This window comes from Amycolatopsis sp. A133, from assembly GCF_031082405.1.
Taxonomy (GTDB): Bacteria; Actinomycetota; Actinomycetes; order Mycobacteriales; family Pseudonocardiaceae; genus Amycolatopsis.
The window spans coordinates 144,201-161,992 of sequence record NZ_JAVHJU010000003.1; the positions used below are offsets into that span (position 1 = coordinate 144,201).

Annotated in this window: 16 protein-coding genes; 5 read left to right on the forward strand and 11 right to left on the reverse strand. The window is 72.1% G+C overall.

The window, feature by feature from the left end; translation table 11 throughout:
• Positions 1–4: 4 nt before the first annotated feature.
• From Q5425_RS03445 to Q5425_RS03470, 6 genes are all read right to left on the reverse strand, one after another.
• The gene (locus Q5425_RS03445) at positions 5–331 is read right to left on the reverse strand and encodes a tetratricopeptide repeat protein (RefSeq protein WP_308670777.1); all 327 of its coding nucleotides are present in this window, start codon (positions 329–331) and stop codon (positions 5–7) included.
• Positions 253–2,259 carry a tetratricopeptide repeat protein gene (locus Q5425_RS03450; protein ID WP_308670593.1) on the reverse strand — a complete coding sequence of 669 codons (2,007 nt, stop codon included), beginning with the start codon at positions 2,257–2,259 and terminating at the stop codon, positions 253–255. Before Q5425_RS03450 ends, Q5425_RS03445 begins: the two co-directional genes overlap by 79 nt.
• A complete protein-coding gene (locus tag Q5425_RS03455; protein WP_308670594.1) occupies positions 2,256–3,689 on the reverse strand; it encodes a trypsin-like peptidase domain-containing protein in 1,434 nt (477 codons plus the stop codon). Before Q5425_RS03455 ends, Q5425_RS03450 begins: the two co-directional genes overlap by 4 nt.
• 242 nt (positions 3,690–3,931) lie before the next feature.
• Positions 3,932–4,903, reverse strand: coding sequence for a transporter (locus Q5425_RS03460; RefSeq protein WP_308670595.1), 972 nt, complete (start codon positions 4,901–4,903; stop codon positions 3,932–3,934).
• Entirely contained in the window at positions 4,900–5,784 is an 885-nt protein-coding gene (locus tag Q5425_RS03465) for an ABC transporter ATP-binding protein (RefSeq protein WP_308670596.1), read from the reverse strand. Before Q5425_RS03465 ends, Q5425_RS03460 begins: the two co-directional genes overlap by 4 nt.
• 11 nt (positions 5,785–5,795) lie before the next feature.
• Positions 5,796–6,191, reverse strand: coding sequence for a GntR family transcriptional regulator (locus Q5425_RS03470; protein WP_308670597.1), 396 nt, complete (start codon positions 6,189–6,191; stop codon positions 5,796–5,798).
• A 105-nt stretch (positions 6,192–6,296) separates the two neighbouring features.
• Between Q5425_RS03470 and Q5425_RS03475 the strand changes: the two genes are divergently transcribed.
• The 3 genes from Q5425_RS03475 (at position 6,297) to Q5425_RS03485 (ending at position 9,774) form a co-directional block, all read left to right on the forward strand.
• Complete coding sequence (locus Q5425_RS03475) at positions 6,297–7,070, forward strand: cyclase family protein (RefSeq protein WP_308670598.1); 774 nt, start codon at positions 6,297–6,299, stop codon at positions 7,068–7,070.
• Complete coding sequence (locus Q5425_RS03480) at positions 7,067–8,686, forward strand: thiamine pyrophosphate-binding protein (RefSeq protein WP_308670599.1); 1,620 nt, start codon at positions 7,067–7,069, stop codon at positions 8,684–8,686. The genes Q5425_RS03475 and Q5425_RS03480 overlap by 4 nt, the downstream gene beginning before the upstream one ends.
• A gap of 92 nt (positions 8,687–8,778) precedes the next feature.
• On the forward strand, positions 8,779–9,774 hold the full coding sequence (locus Q5425_RS03485) for a hypothetical protein (protein WP_308670600.1): 996 nt from the start codon (positions 8,779–8,781) through the stop codon (positions 9,772–9,774).
• 48 nt (positions 9,775–9,822) lie between these two features.
• On the opposite strand, the gene Q5425_RS03490 is transcribed toward Q5425_RS03485, so the two are convergent.
• Both Q5425_RS03490 and Q5425_RS03495 read right to left on the reverse strand, forming a co-directional pair.
• Positions 9,823–11,052, reverse strand: coding sequence for a DUF222 domain-containing protein (locus Q5425_RS03490; RefSeq protein WP_308670601.1), 1,230 nt, complete (start codon positions 11,050–11,052; stop codon positions 9,823–9,825).
• A 217-nt stretch (positions 11,053–11,269) separates the two neighbouring features.
• Positions 11,270–11,710: an Lrp/AsnC family transcriptional regulator gene (locus tag Q5425_RS03495; protein WP_308670602.1), complete on the reverse strand. Its 441-nt coding sequence runs from the start codon at positions 11,708–11,710 to the stop codon at positions 11,270–11,272.
• Positions 11,711–11,876: 166 nt separating this feature from the next.
• Here Q5425_RS03495 and Q5425_RS03500 point away from each other — a divergent pair, with 166 nt between their 5' ends.
• Positions 11,877–15,260 carry an indolepyruvate ferredoxin oxidoreductase family protein gene (locus tag Q5425_RS03500; protein WP_308670603.1) on the forward strand — a complete coding sequence of 1,128 codons (3,384 nt, stop codon included), beginning with the start codon at positions 11,877–11,879 and terminating at the stop codon, positions 15,258–15,260.
• Here the strand turns inward: Q5425_RS03500 and Q5425_RS03505 are convergent.
• The 3 genes from Q5425_RS03505 to Q5425_RS03515 all read right to left on the reverse strand — a co-directional run bounded on the left by Q5425_RS03505 (position 15,241) and on the right by Q5425_RS03515 (position 17,238).
• Complete coding sequence (locus Q5425_RS03505; protein WP_308670604.1) at positions 15,241–15,867, reverse strand: response regulator; 627 nt, start codon at positions 15,865–15,867, stop codon at positions 15,241–15,243. The two genes, Q5425_RS03500 and Q5425_RS03505, sit on opposite strands and share 20 nt — an antisense overlap.
• 65 nt (positions 15,868–15,932) lie before the next feature.
• Positions 15,933–16,439, reverse strand: a complete 507-nt coding sequence (locus Q5425_RS03510; protein ID WP_308670605.1) for an ATP-binding protein — start codon at positions 16,437–16,439, stop codon at positions 15,933–15,935.
• A 157-nt stretch (positions 16,440–16,596) separates the two neighbouring features.
• Positions 16,597–17,238 carry an NAD(P)H-dependent oxidoreductase gene (locus tag Q5425_RS03515; protein WP_308670606.1) on the reverse strand — a complete coding sequence of 214 codons (642 nt, stop codon included), beginning with the start codon at positions 17,236–17,238 and terminating at the stop codon, positions 16,597–16,599.
• Positions 17,239–17,320: 82 nt separating this feature from the next.
• Between Q5425_RS03515 and Q5425_RS03520 the strand changes: the two genes are divergently transcribed.
• Positions 17,321–17,791 carry a MarR family winged helix-turn-helix transcriptional regulator gene (locus tag Q5425_RS03520; RefSeq protein ID WP_308670607.1) on the forward strand — a complete coding sequence of 157 codons (471 nt, stop codon included), beginning with the start codon at positions 17,321–17,323 and terminating at the stop codon, positions 17,789–17,791.
• Position 17,792: the final 1 nt, after the last annotated feature.

Below are 17,792 nucleotides of genomic sequence, written 5' to 3' on the forward strand. Positions count from 1 at the left end.
CCGATCACCTTCTCGTCTTCGGCCGGACGGAGTTCGCGAGGTCGACCAGGACGCCGTGGGAGTTGCGGTCCTGCGCGCGCTCGGCGAGCCGGCGCAGGGACCGCTCCAGCAGCGCCCGCACACCGCGTTCGGTGACGGGCTCCCCGAGGAGCGCGCCGCCGTTCCAGCCGGTGTCCCCGGCCGGTGCGGTCAGGGCGGCCGGTGCGGTCAGGGCGGCCGGTGCGGGCAGGGCGGCCGGTGCGGCCGGTGCGGTCAGGGCGGCCAGCACGGCCTCGCGGACGAGCGCCTCGAGCCGGTCCTGGGACTCCCGGTCGAGGTAGAGCTCGGGCAGCCGCCGGGCCGCGTCGTCGAAGTCGGCGCGCCCCGGTCGCCCGGACGGCAGGCGCCCGGCCGGATCCGCACGGAGGCGATCCGCGCGGCGTCGTAGTGCCGCGAAATCGGCGGCACGGCGTCCAGCAGGGCGACCGCGGCGTCGCGGCCCCGGGCCGGGTCCCGCAGGTAGCAGCGGGCCAGGCCGAAGGCGGCGCTGACCTGGGTGTGGTCGCGGTGCCACACCGAGCGGTAGCAGCGCTCGGCCGGCTCGGTCCGCCCGCGCAGCTCGGCGCAGAAACCGAGCGCCAGCTTCGGCGCGATCTCGCCGGGCCAGATCCGGTGCACCCGGTCGAACGCGGTCGCGGCCTGCTCGGCGTCGTCGCGGGCCAGCGCCAGCAGCCCGTGGTGCCAGGCCGCCCGCCAGTCGCGCGCGGCCTCGGTCCCGAGCTGCTCTTCGGCGTTCGCCAGTGCCGCGGCCGCGGCATCGGAGTTGCCCAGCGCGACCTGCGCCCGCGCCCGGGCGAACGCGATCTCGACCGACGGTTCGCCGAACATCGCCAGCTTGTCCAGCCAGCGGTGCGGCCCGGGTGCACCCGCGGCGGCGATGAAGCCCACCGCCGGATCTTCCGGGGCGACCCTCGGGACCGGCAGCCGCCCGGCGCCGCCCGCGGCTTCCGGCAAGCCGAGGTCCAGCTGGTCGCCGGCGTGCTCACCGGTGACCCAGTGGTCGAGGCCGGGCACCGCGCCGAGGCCGTCGTCGAGCAGTTCGGCGGTGTCTTCGAACAGCGCCGAGGGCGCCGGTCGCGGCCGTTCGTCGCGCAGCGAAAGGATTTCCCGGCGCACGCCCTCCAGCTGCTCGGCCATTTCGGACGCGGTGGCGAACCGCCGCTCGAACGGCGCGACCGCGCGCTCGAGCACCCGGTCGAGAGAGCCGAGGCCGCCGGCGATGCGGTCGGGGTCGGCGTCTTCGGTGGCGGCTTCGAGCAGCACCTGCAGGGTCCGGCCCACGGTGTGCAGGTCGGAGCGCACGGTCAGGCCGTGGCGGGCGAGCTCGTGCGGCGGGGCCTGGAACCCTTCCGTGCCGACGCTCGGACCGGCCGGGTCGTCGATCGGGCGGGCCGCGCCGAGGTCGATGACCTTGACCCGCTTGTCGCCGTGGATCACGTTCTCCGGCTTCATGTCGCAGTAGAGCAGGCCCTCGCCGTGGAGGTAGTCCAGTGCGCCGAGGATCGCCCGGCCGTAGACGATGACGTGCTCGACGCGCGGAGGCGGCCCCTGTTTCAGCAGGTCGCGCAGCGACCGCCCGCCGACGTACTCCATCACCAGGTAGGTGTCCGGCTCGCCGCCGCCGGGTGGCGGGTGCTCGACGAAGTCGCTGACGCGCACGATGTTCGGGTGGTCGAGCCGGACGAGCACGTCGCGTTCGACCCGCGCCAGCGCGCGCAGCACGGCGTTGCCGGTGTTGATCACGCCCTTGAGCGCGACGTGCTGGCCGGCGAGCGCGGTGTCGGCGGCCAGGTACACCCAGCCGAGCCCACCGCGGGCGAAGCAGCCGAGGACGTCGTAGCGGTCGCCGACCCGTTCGCCGCGCTTCAGCTTGGGCAGGAAGGAAAAGGCCTCGCCGCAGTTTTCGCAGAACCCTTCGGCGAAGGCCGGTTCGCCGGCGTAGGCGCGGCCGACGGGTTCCCCGCAGTGGCCGCAGAACCGGTGCTGCTCGGGGTAGTCCGGGTCGGCGAGGACGAGCTTCTCCGGGTCCGGCACCTCGATCGCGGGCAGGGAGTGGAAGTCCGCCTCACCGCCCCAGAGCTCGACGCTGCGCCGGGTGCTTTCCGGCGCCGGCCCGGACGGGGCAGGCCGCTCGGCGGGGACCCGGCGACGGCCGCACACCTCGCAGAACCCGATCGGCCCGACCGGCTGCCCGTGGCACCACGCCGCTGCGGTCGTCACACCCGCTCCAGCCTGCGGCGGACCGCCCGCACGTACCGCTCGACCAGCTCGGCCGCGACCTCCGGTTCGTCCGGCCGCGTGGTCAGCGCCGCCATGGCCGGGCGGTACAGCCCGGCCAGTTCCTCGTCCTCCATCAAGCCCGCGCCGGTCGCTTTGGCGTTGTAGGCGCGCAGCCGTCCGTGCAGTTCGTCGTGCCGGGCGGCCAGCGCGTCGAGCCGGCCGTACTGCCGGACGAGCGCCCAGCGGGCCGCTTCCGCGTCGCGTTCGGCCTTCGCCAGTGCGAGCCGCACGCGGCCCGGTTCGATCCGCTCGCCCGCCGAGCGCAGCACGGACAGCCGCAGGCGCAGGTCCACGGATTCGCCGGGCACCTCCTCGCAGGAGCCGCTCCGGTCGGCTCGCTCCCGCGTGCGTTCCTCCTCGTGCTCCACCATGTCCACCAGCAGCGCCAACCGCTCCAAGCGCCGCGCGTTCCGCTCGTTCTCCCAGCGCCGGGCCAGGTGCACGCCGGGCGAGTCCGGCCCGCTGAACCGGACGAGCACGGTGGCGCCCTTGTCCACCAGCGGCCGCACCACCTCGGTGAGCACTTCCTCCGGGGCCTGGGCGTCTTCGACGCCGGTCACCGCCACCGCGACGTCTTCCGGGTTGGTCTCCAGCACGGTGACGGCCTCGCCGGTGCTGATGCCGGCACTGACGTTCTCGGCCACTTCGCCCGCGGACTTGCCGGTGGCGTCCACGATCGCGGCGAGCCGCTCGCCGGGAACCCGGCCCGGCGCCCGCGACACCCGGCGTTCGCGCCGGACCCGGACCAGGAAGTCCTCGGCCGAATCGCCGTCCCCGATGAGGACGATCAGCGGGCCGGACGACGGCCGCGGCGGCTCGCCCACCCACCGGGCGACGTCCGGCACGTACCGGACGATCACTTCGACCGGGATCAGGTAGGCGAGCCCGGACCGTTCGTCGGTGTACTCGGTGACCACCATGCCGAGCACCGCACCGGTCGCTTTGTCGATCACGCCCGCGCCGCTGAAACCGCGGCGCACCCGCTCCCCCGGCAGCGGCGAGTTCAGCTGGATCCACTCCCCGGCGGCTCCGGCCGGGCCGGCCAGCTCGGCGTTGTTCACCCAGAGGCCGTAGCGGTGCGGGTGCGGGAAGCCGTAGGTGTGGACCACCCGGTCGCGCACGGCACCCAGCCGCACCAGCGGGGCGCCGGGCACGTGGGGGAACGCTTCGGCGAGGTCCAGCACCGCGATGTCACCCCGGCCGTCCGCCGTCGGCGGCACCCAGCAGCCGGGCCGCACGGCGGCGAGCGTCTCCGGCATCCCGGCCAGCCCGACGAACCGCACCAGCACGTGCGAGCCCGAAAGCGCTTCCTCCCCTGCGGCCTGCACAACGTGCGCGCAGGTGAGCACCGTGGATTCGCCCAGCAGCATCCCGGCACCCAGTGCCCGGCCCGACGAGTCCAGCAGGCATACCCGCCACGGATCCGGATCCCCCGCGCGCCCAGCGGCAAAACCGTTGTGCTCCCTCACCGGGAGCGACCTTACGGCGGCGCACCGGCCCTGCGGGCCGGGTTCCCCCGCTTACCCCCGCAGATCACCCGATCGGCCGCAGAACTCCGCCGGACCGTGGAAAACTCACGAACACGCGCCGGTCTCCGGTGGGCAGTGCCCGCTCAGGCGATCGTGCGCAGCCGCCGCATCGCGAAGAACACCAGCGCGGCCGTGAGGAGCACGAAGATCCCGGTCTCGATGCCCTGGAAGAGCCAGAACCGGTCCCCCGGCTGGTATTGCAGCCAGTTGGTCGCCCCGGGGCCGGCGGCGGTGTCGCCGCAGCCGCCGGGCGGGCACGGGCCGATCCGGGCGTTCGGCAGGACCAGCTCACCGGCCGCGTTGCGGACGCCGACGTCCATCACCCAGTCGCCGGACGCGGGGTTCGGCGTCTGACTCCCGTCCGGGGAGAACGAGAGGGTCTGCGCGGGCCGGTACCGCGGCCGGGCGAGGACCTCGATCGCCACGCGGACCGCCGCGAACCCGGCGAGGGAAATTGCCATGGCGGGCAGCACTTTCCGCCAGTACGTCCCCGCGAACACGCCCAGCCCCAGCGCGAAGAGCGTGTACGCGATCGGCACGATCCCTTGGACGTCGAACGAGAGGTACGTCAGACGGCCGGTGCTCGCGCTCACCAGCGGCTCGAACCACCAGGACACGCCCAGCGCGTACCCGACCGCCAGTACCGCGGTGATCGCGCCGACCAGACCGAACTTGGCCAGCGCCCAGTGCAGGCGGCTCACGCCCTGCGTCCACACCAGCCGGTGGGTGCCCTGCTCGACCTCGCGGGCGACCAGCGGTGCGCCGAAGAACACCCCGACCAGCACGGGCAGGACCACGAACAGGACGGCGATGAACACCATGCCGCCGAACTGCTGCTGGAACTCCTGGCCGAGGTTTTCGCAGCGCGTCACCGCCTCGGTCTGCGTGACCATCGACGCGCTGCCGAGCGTGGACCGGCAGGCGGCCAGGCCGAGACCGGCGTACTTCGCGTGCATCGCCAGGCCCGTCGGCACCATGATCGCGGCGAGCACGCCGAGGGCGGCGAGGGTGAACAGCGCCTGCTTGCGGTGCTGGCGCCAGATCAGCCAGATCATGCCGGCACCTCCCACGCGGACGCCGGGACGCGCGTTCCGGCGTCGGCGAGGTAGGCCAGCACCACGTCTTCCAGGGTCACCTCGTGCTGCGTCCACAGTGGATCGATCGGGTCGTCGCCGCGGCGGACCAGCAGCGTCGACTGGCGCTCGGTGTGGCTCGCGCGGACCACCTGCTCGACGCCCGCGACGGCATCGCTCCCGGCCCGCGGGCCGACGAGCGTGCGGTGGCTGCCGAGGAGCTCGTCGACCGGCCCGGCCAGCTGGACGCGGGACCGCTGCAGGAGGATCAGGTGGTCGCAGCTGCGTTCGAGGTCGGCGAGCAGGTGCGAAGACAGCAGCACGGTCGTCTCGCTTTCGGCCACGGCACCCATCAGCGTCTGCATGAACTCGCGGCGCGCGAGCGGGTCCAGGCTGGCGATGGGTTCGTCGAGCAGCAGCAGCCGCGGTCGCTTGGCCAGCGCCAGGGCCAGCGCGACCTGGGCGCGTTGCCCGCCGGAGAGCTTCCCCACCGGCTGGTCCGGCGGGATCCCGAGCCCGGCCAAGCGGTCACGGGCGAGCGCGGTGTCCCACCGGGCGCGGTTGAGCTTGCCGCCCATGGCGACCAGCTCCGCCGCGGTGAAGTCGCGGTACAGCGGGGCGTCCTGCGCGACGAACCCGATGTCGGCGAGCACGGACCGCGGCGCGCGCCCGAAGACGCGCACCTCCCCCGAGTCGGGTTTCAGCAGCCCGACGGCCAGGTGCAGCAACGTCGTCTTGCCCGCGCCGTTCGGCCCGACGAGCGCGGCGATCCGCCCGGCGGGCACCTCCAGGTCGCAGTCCTGCAAGGCCCAGTTCCGCCCGTAGCGCTTGCCCAGCGCGCGGGCCTGCACGGCCAGCTCCATCCCGGAACTCCTCACGCAAGGTCGCGGGGCACCGCGGTGCCCCGCAACGTGGTCTCGATCAGGGCGGCGATGTCGTCGGCCGACATCCCCGCCGCTTCGGCGCGCTCCAGCCAGGCCACCAGCTCTTCGCGCAGCTGCCCCTGGCTGCCCAGCGACGGCCCGGCCAGGCTGCCGGTGACGAACGTGCCCACCCCCGGCCGGCCTTCCGCGAGTCCCTCCAGGACCAGCTCGCGGTAGGCCTTGAGCACGGTGTTCGGGTTGATCGCCAGCGCCTGGGCCACTTCGCGCACTTTCGGCAGCTGGTCGCCGGGGCGCAGCAGGCCGACCCGCATCGCCTGCTTCACCTGGACGACGAGCTGCATGTACGTGGCGACCCGCGAGCGGCCGTCCAGGACGAACTCGATCACCCGGCACCTTCCTATTGTCCTACGACATTAAGACAACACCTGACGGCGCACCGCTGTCAAGGCATAGAGTTCGAGCCGAACGCACACCGGCACCAGGAGGCAGGAATGTCGTTGTTGGACGGGCTGAGCCAGGCGATCGCGAGCGGCGCGATCGAGATCGTCGACCTCACCGCTCCCCTGAGCTCGAGCACGCCGATCCTGCAGCTGCCGGAGCCGTTCGCCAACACCATCCCGTTCCGGCTCGAGGAGATCAGCCGCTACGACGAGCGCGGCCCGCGGTGGTACTGGAACGACATCCACACCGGCGAGCACACCGGCACCCACCTCGACGTCCCGGTGCACTGGGTGTCCGGAAAGGACGGCCACGACGTCTCGCAGGTGCCGCTGAAGACCCTGGTCGCGCCCGCGGTCGTGCTGGACTTCTCCGCGCGGGCCGCGGCCGACCCGGACTTCCTGCTTTCGGTCGACGACGTCCGCGCCTGGACCGCCGAGCACGGGCCGCTGCCCGACGGCGGCTGGCTGCTCTACCGCACCGGCTGGGACGCGCGCAGCGCCGACCAGGCCGAGTTCCTCAACGCCGACGAGACCGGCTCGCACACCCCGGGCGTCTCGGCCGAATGCGCGCGGTGGCTGGCCGAGGAAACGCCGATCACCGGGCTCGGCGTCGAAACCGTCGGCACCGACGCCGGGCAGGCACCCGGGCTCGAGCCGATGTTCCCCTGCCACGAGCTGCTGCTGGGCGCGGGCAAGCACGGTCTGACGCAGCTGCAGAACCTCGCTTCGCTGCCGGCGACGGGCGTGCTGCTGGTGGTCTCGCCGCTGCCGATCGTCGGCGGCTCGGGCAGCCCCGCGCGCGTACTGGCCCTGGTGGAGCGGTGAACGTCGCCGAACTCGTCGGCCGGACCCTGGCCGGCCTCGGCGCCGGCACGGCGTTCGGCGTGGTGGGCAGCGGCAACTTCGAGGTGACCAACGCGCTGCGCGCGGGCGGCGTCCGGTTCGTCGCCGCCCGCCACGAAGGCGGCGCGGCGAGCATGGCCGACGCCTACGCCCGGATCAGCGGGCAGGTGTCGGTGCTGTCGCTGCACCAGGGCTGCGGGCTGACCAACGCCGTCACCGGCATCACCGAGGCGGCCAAGAGCCGCACGCCGATGCTGGTCCTCACCGCCGACTCCGCGGGATCGTCGGTGCTGTCGAACTTCCGCATCGACCAGGACGCGCTGGCCACGGCCGTCGGCGCGGTGCCCGAGCGCGTGCACTCGGCGGCGAGCGCGGTGGCCGACACCGTGCGGGCGTTCCGGACCGCCCGCCAGCAGCGCCGGACGGTGGTGCTGAACCTGCCGCTCGACGTCCAGGCCGAGCCGGCGCCGTCCCCGCCCGTCGTGCCGGACATCCCGGGACCGGCGCCGGTGCGGCCGGACACCGCTTCGGCGGCCGCACTGGCGAACCTCCTGGCGGCCGCCGAGCGGCCGGTGTTCATCGCCGGCCGCGGCGCCCGCGAAAGCCGGGAACCGTTGCGGGAGCTGGCTTCGCGGTGCGGCGCGCTGCTGGCGACGTCCGCCGTCGCCCACGGGTTGTTCCACGGCGACGAGTTCGCGCTGGGCATCTCGGGCGGGTTCGCCTCGCCGTCGGCGGCCGAGCTGATCGTGGGCGCCGACCTGGTCGTCGGCTGGGGCTGCGCGCTGAACATGTGGACCACCCGCCACGGCAAGCTGCTCAGCCCGCACGCGAAGCTGGCACAGGTCGACGTCGAGCAGGCGGCACTGGGCGCGCACCGCCCGATCGACCTGGGCGTCGTCGGCGACGTCACGTGCACGGCCTTGGACGTCCTCGCGTTGGCGCGGGAGCGCCGGGGGTATCGCACGGACGACGTCGCAGCCCGCATCGCGGCGGGCCGCTGGACCGACGTCGAGCACGAGGACCTGTCCCGCAACGGCCGGATCGACCCGCGGACGCTGAGCAGGCTGCTGGACGACCTGCTGCCGGCGGAGCGGATCGTCTCGATCGACTCGGGCAATTTCATGGGTTACCCGAGCGCCTACCTGTCGGTGCCCGACGAGCAGGGATTCTGTTTCACGCAGGCGTTCCAGAGCATCGGCCTGGGCCTGGGCACGGCGATCGGCGCGGCACTGGCCCGCCCGGACCGCCTGCCGGTGCTGGGCACCGGCGACGGCGGGTTCCACATGGCACTGTCCGAACTGGACACGGCGGTCCGCCTGGAGCTGCCCCTGGTGGTGATCGTCTACAACGACGCGGCGTACGGAGCGGAGGTCCACCACTTCGGCGACGCGGACATGACCACGGTCCGGTTCCCCGGCTCCGACGTGGCGGCCATCGCCCGCGGTTTCGGCTGCACCGGCATCACGGTCCGCTCCCCGGAAGACCTGCCGGCGGTCCGCGAGTGGCTCGCGGCACCCCGCACGGCACCCCTGGTGATCGACGCGAAGATCGCCGACGACGGCGGATCGTGGTGGCTGGCGGAGGCGTTCCGGCACTGACCCGCCCTTGACACCGGCCGGACCCCCGCTGAATGCTGACCGAATTGTCTTACAGTCGTAGGACAATGGGTCAATCACCCGAGGAGCTCCCGATGCGACTCTTCTTGGCCGCCCTCGCGGCCACCACGCTGTTGGCCACCCCAGCCGACGCGGGCCAGCAGCACCCCGACCCGGCGGGCACCCTGCTGGCGGCGTTCACCGACCACGCGATCGTGGCGAAGTCCAGCCCGGACGTGGGACCGTTCGTGTTCGACCTGATCCGCGACCCCCGCTTCCCAACCCGGGTGAACGAAATAGCGGTGGAGTGCGGCAACGCCCGCCTCCAGCCACTGCTGGACGCGTACACCGGAGGCGGCGACGTACCGGACATCAATCGGGTGTGGCGCGACACGACCCAGCCGAGCTGCGGGTTTTCGACGTTCTACGAGCAGCTGTTCGCACTGGTGCGGCAGGTCAACACGACGCTGCCGGCGTCACGGAAGATCCGGGTCCTGGCTTCGGACCCACCGGTGGACTGGAGCCGCGTGCACTCACCGGCGGACCTGGAGCCGTTCCTGGACCGGGACGCGTCGATCGTGTCCGTGGTGAAGACCCAGGTGCTGCAGAGGAATCGCAAGGCGTTGATGCTGTTCGGCTTGGGCCACTTGACCCACAACGGCGGAAGCGGCGCGGTGGCCCAGCTGGAGCGCGAGTACCCGGGAGCGGCGTACGTCGTGGCGGACCACCGCGGGTTTACTTCGGACAACGCGCGGCTGGAGCAGCGGCTGGGACCGTGGCCGGCTTTGGTGCCGGCTTTGGTGCCGTTGAGGGGTTCGTGGCTCGGCACGCTCGAGACGACGTTCTTCCCGGTCAATCGTGAGTATCCGCCGGGTACGCGCGGTTATCCGGGCGTGGACGCTTACTTGTACGAGGGGCCGGCCGATTTGCTGCTGCGCGAGCCGTTGTCGGCTCGGGCGGTGTTGGACACGGACTACCTGGCCGAACTTCGCCGTCGGGCTACGGCGATCGACGCGCCTCCGGATGCGCTCGAGTGGCCGGAGACGTTCTTCTCGCGGGAGCTTGGTTCCGGGGTCTTGTTGCGTGGGTAGAACGTGGGTGTAGGCCCGTAGCCGTGTGGCTGCGGGCCTTTCCCGTGTTCAGGCTGCGAATGGGAGGGGTTCGTGGAGGTTGTTGCGCCTCGGTTTTCGGCGTTTGTCGATGAACACCGGCGGGAGGAACTCGGGGAGGCCGTCGACGGCGATGCGGACCTCCCAGCCGGAGCGGTGCATCAGCCGGTGGTGGTGGGCGCAGAGCAGGACCAGGTTGTTCAAGTCGGTGGAGCCGCCGTCGGCCCAATGCCGGATGTGGTGCCCCTGGCAATGCCGAGGCGGGCGATGACATCCTGGGAAAGCACAGCCACGGTCACGTAAGAAGAGGGCCCGGCGCAGACCGGCGGAAATCAGGCGGCGGAGGCGGCCGAGGTTGAGGGGTTCGCTCTTCTCACCCAACACTGCGGGGATGATCATGCTGTCGCAGGCATGCACCCGAGCCTCCGCGGCAGACATCTCCCCGGTATCGCCCAGGGTCGCGCGACCGACACCTGACCGCAGGTCCTCCAACGACACCGCGACCATCACGTGAGCACGTTCACCGGCCTGCATCGGCAGGTCCGGGGAGTTCAGCGCCAGGTCGACAGCGTCGGAGAAGGCGTCTCCGTAGCGTTGGGGCAGCGTGCGGAGGTCGGGGCCCTCGTCGGTGGTGTGGCGCTCGGCCAGGGCGTCGAGCAGGGCGCTGGCGCGGGTGCCGGTTTCGTCGTCGAACGTCCCGTTCAACTCCCAGATACCGGTTCTCTTACGGCGCAGAAACAGCTCACGAGCCGGAACGACCGGTTCGGCGGTGTCGGGTTCCGTGCCGTCGGGATCCAAGTGAGCCAGGATCCGGGCACCGAGGGCCGCGACCTGCTTGTGCCCGGCCTCCTCGGCAAAGGCCAGCAAGTTCTCCTCGGCACTGTCCCGGTGCTCGAGAGGAACGTGGGTCAGGACATCGACGATGGTATCGATCATCAGGTTGCTTAACCGGCCCGTGCGGGCGGCAGCACCGGTCGCGGGAGCCACGGCGGGAATGGGACTGCCGTCAAGGGTCCGACCGGCATTAAGGGCCCGGGCCCGTTTCACCGCGCGTTCGGCAGCCTGCTTCGGCACATCTCCAAGATGCTCCAGCAAACGAGCAGCCGACCGGTAGCCGAACAGCTCCATGACACCCCGCTGCTCGATCTCCACCAGCAGAGCACCCAGCGACGCCTCAGCCGACCGCATACACGCAAGCAGCTCACCGGCACGGTCGGCCAAAGCCACCGCATCGGGGTGCCGGATCGCGTCACTGGACATAAACCAAGAATACCGCCAACCGCAAAGAACCGAATCACACGATCAGGCAACAACTGTCCGCACCCCAGAACAGCCACAACAAAAACCCCGGCAGAGGAACCGAAGCGTGGGGAATCGGCGCTACCGACCAAGACGCAAAGCAACCACAAACAAGCGCCGATTTCCCACGCCCCGGCGAAGCCGTCATCTTTAAAAGATGACCACAGGAATGGAAAACCTAACGCGACCACGACTCAAGAGCAATCAAAGTCTTGGTCCCAGTAACCTGATGATGCCGCCGGATCTCATCGATCGTCTTCTGCAAGTGAGCCATATCCCGAACCCGCAGCCAAACCAAAGCATCCGGATCCCCAGCAATGGTGAACACCGCCTGAGCCTCCGGCATCCGCGTCGTCGTCCGGAGGATCTCGTCGACCTTCGTGTTGCCCACGAACCGCAGCTCGGTGAACGCCTCGATGCCCCAGCCGAGCTTCGCGTGGTCGACCTGGATCGTGAACCCGGTGATGACCCCACTCTCCCGCAGCCGGTCGATGCGACGCTTGACGGCCGCCGTCGAGAGGGTCACGCGGCCGGCGATGTCGGACAGCGTCCGGCGGGCGTCCTCGCGCAGGAGGCCGAGGATCTCGTGGTCGGTCGCGTCCAGCAGCTCTTCGGGCATGCGCGGAAGCCTAACCGGACGCAAAGAATCCCACCAACCAACACAAAAGACGACCGAAGTTTGCGTCGAGGGGTCGTAAAGGTGAATGCCTGTTGCGTTAGTGTGGCGCGCGTCGCATCGTGCCCGGAAGCGTGCGAGAGCACCGAAGGGCGAAGGGAGCCGCGCCGTGGAGACGTTCACGCTGGAGGACCGCTATCTGCGGGAGGCCGGGACCGTGCACCTGACCGGGGTGCAGGCCCTGGTCCGGCTGCTGTTCGACCGCGTGCGCCACGACCGCGCCCTCGGTGGCGATCCCGCCGTCTTCGTCTCGGGATACGAGGGCTCGCCGCTGGCCGGCTACGACCTCGAACTCGGCCGCCGGGCGACGCTGCTGGAAAAGCACGATGTCGTGCACCGGCCCGGGCTCAACGAGGAGCTGGCAGCTACGTCGGTCATGGGGAGCCAGCTCGTCGCCGGGGCCGGTGGACGCCGCGGGGTGACCGGCTTCTGGTACGGCAAGGCCCCCGGTCTCGACCGCGCCACCGACGCCCTCCGCCACGCCAACCTGGCCGGCACCGACCCGCGGGGCGGGGCGGTCGCGCTCGTCGGCGACGACCCCAACGCGAAGTCCTCCACCGTCCCCTGCGCGTCCGAGCTCGCCCTCGCCGACCTGGCGATCCCGATCCTCTACCCCACCGACTCCGAGGACGTCCTCGGTCTCGGCATGCACGCCGTCGAGCTGTCGCGCGCGGCCGGGGTGTGGACGTCGCTGAAGATCGTCGCGAACGTCGCCGACGCGTCCGGCACGGCGACCGTCGGTCCACAGTGGAGCGCACCGGAGATCGCCGGGGCCTACCGGCACCAGCCGACGTCACGGCTGCTCGGCACGAGCCTCGCCGAGCTGGAGCGCAGCCTCTTCACCGTCCGGCTGCCGCTGGTCACGGAGTACCTGCGCGCGAGCGGGATCAACCGGATCACCGCACGCGGGCCGGCCGACCGGATCGGCATCGTCTCCGCCGGCAAGTCCTACCTGGACCTGCAGCAGGCGCTGCGCACCCTCGGCCTGGACAGCGGAACGCTGACCCGGTACGGCATCCGCGTGCTCAAGCTCGGCGCGATCCACCCCCTCGAGCCCGGGATCGTCCGCGAGTTCGCCGACGGCCTCGACGAGATCGTCGTCGTCGAGGAGAAGCGCGCGTTCGTCGAAACCGCGCTCAAGGAGATCCTCTACGGCGTTGCCGGTGCCCCGCGGATCACCGGCAAGAAGGACCTCGACGGCCGGACGCTGTTCACCGAGCTCGGCGAGCTGGATCCGGACGGCGTCGCCGCCGGGCTCGCCCGGCGGCTGCCGGAGGACATCCCGCCGGTCGCCGCCTACCGCGGCCGCCGTCGCCGCGAACGCATCGCCGTGCCGCTGCTCGCGCGCACGCCGTACTTCTGTTCGGGCTGCCCGCACAACTCGTCGACGAAGGTCCCGGCAGGCACGCTGGTCGGCGGCGGCATCGGCTGCCACACCATGGCCCTGTTCATGGAGCCCGACCAGGTCGGCACCGTCCTGGGGGTGACCCAGATGGGCGGCGAAGGCACCCAGTGGATCGGCATGGCGCCGTTCGTCGAGGCCCAGCACTTCGTCCAGAACATCGGGGACGGCACGTTCACCCACTCCGGCAGCCTCGCCGTGCGCGCGGCGGTCGCCGCCGGGGTGAACATCACCTACAAGCTGCTCTACAACTCCGCCGTGGCGATGACCGGCGGTCAGGACGCCGTCGGCGGGCTGCCCGTCGAGAAGGTCGCGCAGCTGCTGCTCGTCGAGGGCGCGAAGCGGGTCGTGATCACCAGCGACGCACCGGCGAAGCACCGGAAGCTGCCCGCCGGCGTCGAGGTCCGCGACCGCACCGAGCTCCTGCGCACGCAGGAAGAGCTGGCGGCGATCAAGGGCGTCACGGTGCTGATCCACGAGCAGGAGTGCGCGGCCGAGAAGCGCCGGAAGCGCCGCCGCGGCAAGCAGACCGCGCCCGCGACGCGCGTGGTGATCAACGAGCGCGTCTGCGAGGGCTGCGGCGACTGCGGCACCAAGTCGAACTGCCTGTCCGTGCAACCGGTGGAGACCGAGTTCGGCCGCAAGACGGCGATCCACCAGTCGTCGTGCAACGTCGACTACTCCTGCCTGGCCGGTGACTGCCCGTCGTTCGTCACGGTCGTGCCGGGCCGGAAGCAGCGCCGGAAGGCCACCGAACTGGCCGCCGACGCCGTCCCCGCGCCGGAGACGCCGGAAACCCGGGCGAAGGACTTCACCGTCCGGATCACCGGGATCGGCGGCACCGGCGTGGTCACCGTGACGCAGATCCTCGCCACGGCGGCGGTGCTCGACGGGCGGCACGTCCGCACGCTCGACCAGACCGGGCTCGCCCAGAAGGGCGGCGCGGTCGTCTCCGACCTCAAGGTCACGGTGGAACCGGTCGAGCAGGCCCCGAAGCTCGCGGCCGGCGAATGCGACCTCTACCTCGCCTGTGACGCGCTGGTCGGCGCGGACGCGACGAACCTCGGGGTCGCCGACCCGGCCCGCACGATCGCCGTCGTCTCCACGACCGAGGTCCCGACCGGCCGGATGGTCGTCGACACGACGGTGTCCTTCCCGGACCCGGGCAGCGTGCTCGCGCCCATCGACACTGCCGCCTCGCGCACGGTGTCGCTGGACGCGCGCGGCCTGGCCGAGGAGTTCTTCGACGACGACCAGTTCGCCAACGTCCTGCAGCTCGGCGCGGCTTTCCAAACCGGCGCGATCCCGCTGCCCGCGGCGGTGATCGAGCGCGCCATCGAGCTGAACGGCACCCAGGTCGCCGCGAACCTGCAGGCGTTCCGCCGGGGCCGCCTGCTCGTGGCCGAGCCCGGGGAGAAGACCCCGGCCCCGAAGCCCGTGCCGGCGAAGCCGGACGCAGTGCGAGCCCTGGTGCACGCCGAGCCCGGCTCGGAACTGGCGCGGCTGCTCGACATCCGGCTCCCCGAGCTGATCGCCTACCAGGACAAGGCCTACGCCCGGACGTACGCGGAGTTCGTCGAGCGGGTCCGGGTGCTGGAGGACGGGCCGACGGAGATCACCGAAGCCGTCGCGAAGCACTTGTACAAGCTGATGGCGTACAAGGACGAGTACGAGGTCGCGCGGCTGGCGCTGGACCCGGCGTTCACGGACGGCCTCGAGGAGCAGTTCGGCGCGGGCACGCGGTACGCGTACCGGCTGCACCCGCCGGTGCTGCGGGCGCTCGGGATGCGGCGCAAGATCAGCCTCGGCCCGTGGTTCCGCCCGGCGTTCCGGCTGCTCCACGCGCTGCGGCGGCTGCGCGGCACCCGCTTCGACCCGTTCGGCCGCGCCGCGGTGCGCCAGGTGGAGCGCGAGCTGATCGAGGACTACCGCCGCGCGATCCTGGAGGCGTTCAAGGCTCACGACCGGGCCCGGGTGCTGGCGCTGGCCGAGCTCCCCGACCTCGTCCGCGGCTACGAAGACGTCAAGCTGGCCAACGTGGCCCGCTACCGGCAGCGGCAGGCCGAAGTCCTCACGCCCGCAGGTAGCTGAGCATCGCCTGGGCGCCGTCGGGGACGCGCAGCTTCGTGCTGACGTCCCCGGCGTGCTGCCGCGCCGCGGCGGTGCCGATGCCGAGCAGTCGCCCGATCGTGGGCACCGAATGGCCTTCGGCCAGTAGCGCCACGACCTCGCGCTCGCGCTCGTTGAGCGTCGCCACGGGGTCGCCGGGCCGGGGCCGGGCCAGCTGGACCGCCACGACGTCCCGGTCCAGGACCGTGCCGCCGGCGGCGACGCGCCGCAGGGCGTCGAGGAACTCGCCGGGCCGGCCGACGCGCTCCTTGAGCAGGTACCCGGCTCCCCCGCCGCCGGCGGCCAGTAGATCACCCGCGTAGCCGTCTTCGATGAACGCCGAAAGCGCGAGGATCGCCAGGCCCGGCATCCGGCGCCGGGCTTCGAGGGCGGCGCGGAGCCCTTCGTCGGTGAACGTCGGCGGCATCCGGACGTCGACGACGGCCAGGTCCGGCTCCGCGGTCTCGACCGAGGCCACCAGGTCGCCGGGGTGGTCGACGGCGGCGGCGACCTCGAACCCTTCACTGCGCAGGAGCAGCACCAGCCCCTCGCGCAGCAGCGCGTCGTCCTCCGCGATCACGATCCGCACGGCGGCTGCCTCCTCGCGTCCACGTCACCCCCTGCTTGGAGGCACGCACGCGCGGGGAAAAGCGTTCAGCCCTGGCCGGACCAGCCGCTCAGCCGGGTCAGCAGGCGTTCCAGGACCTCCGGGTCCGCGGCGACCGGATCACCCGAGACGGGCTCGTCGACCAGCGTCCGGCGTTCCTGGCGCCGCGGCAGGCGCACCTGCCGCGCGGTCATCCCGCCCGGCAGCGCGAGTTCGCACCAAGTGGTGCGGCCGCCGCCCTCGGCGGGCGCGACACCCAGCCGTTCGCCGGGCCGGGCCTGCGGGTCCGGCCGCCCGGGGACGTCGTCGTCGACCTCGATCGAGAGCACCTCGGCGCGCAGCCGCAGCCGCAGCGTGACGAAGGCGGGCGCCTTCGGGTCGCTGGCGTCGACCACCGCCCCGACCAGGCGTCTCGCGGTGGCGGTCACCTGCTCCAGCATCGGCATCAGGGACCAGTCGGTGAGGATCAGGCGGACGAACAGCTCGGTGACCGGCAGCGCGCTGGGCTGCGCGACGAGCCGGATGTCGTCCATCTGGGAGGTGTGCGCGCTCAAACCCGACCTTCCTCACCCAGGTGCCGCCCGTGCCGCACCATGCCAGCCGCCCGCCGCGGCACGGTACCCCCCGCGCCGGGCCCCGCTGCGGTCGGGGCCTTGGGTGAGGTGCGGGGACGCCGGCCGCGCGCAGTCCGCCGCGCGGCCGGCTCGCGCGTCAGACCCGGGCCGGGACCCAGAGCTCGTCGATGGCGCGTTCCGCCGCTGAGAGGCTCTCCTCCGCGAGCGGCACGAGGTCGGCCATCGCCGGGCGGACCGGCGCCAGCGTCAGCTCGGCCGTGATGAACCGCGGCTCCAGCCCGGTGAGAGAGACACCGTGCGGCAGCCACGGCTGCGCGTGGTCCCAGCCTTCGCGGGGCGTGCCTTCGCCGTAGCCGCCGCCCCGGCTGGCCACCACGACGAACTCGCGGCCGCCCAGCAGGCCGGTGTAGGTCGCGTGGTCGATCGACAGCCCCGGGGCGATGAGGTGGTCGACCCACGTCTTGACGCTGCTCGGCGGGCCGAAGTTGTACAGCGGCAGGCCCAGCAGCACCGTGTCGGCCGCCTTCACCTCGTTGACGATCGCCACGGTCCGCGCCCAGGTCGCCGCCTGCTCCGGCGTGTGCTGCTCGGGCGGCACCTGGCTGGCCAGGCCGCCCGCCGCGTCGAGGTGCGGGAGCGGGTCGGCGCCGAGGTCGCGGTAGGTGACCGTGCCGTCCGGGTAGGCGGCGCGCCACGCGGCCGCGGCGCGCGCGCTGAGCCGGCGGCTCACCGAACCTTCGCCCTGGATGCTCGAGTCGATGTGCAGGAGATGCGCCATGTCGTTAGCCGTCCATAGATCGTTGGTGCAAGACAAACTATTGATAGCACATCGACCGTTGGGCTGCCTATATACTGGGCGCATGACCTCGCTGCCGGTCGTCAACCAGCCGCCCCACCGGTGCGGCGCACTGGTCGACCACCTCGCGCGCCGGCTGCGGCTGCGCAGCGAGTCGGTGCTGGCTCCGCTGGGACTGCGGCCGCGGCACCTCATCGCCCTGACCGTGCTGCGGGACCAACGCGGCAGCTCGCAGCAGGACCTGGCGAAGACCCTGGAGATGGACAGCACCAACGTCGTCGGCCTGCTCAACGACCTGGAGACCGAGAACCTGATCGAGCGGCGCCGCTCGCCGACCGATCGCCGCCGGCACGTCGTCGAACTCACCGACGTCGGCGCGAAGCTGCTCGCCCGCGCGGAATTCGCGCTGACGGCGGTCGAGGACGAGGTGTTCAGCGGGCTGAGCGACGAGCAGCGCGAGGCGCTTTACGCCCTCCTGCAGCAGGCGACCAGCATGACGGGAACGGAAGCCTGCCGGGAAAGCCCGCCCTGCTGAC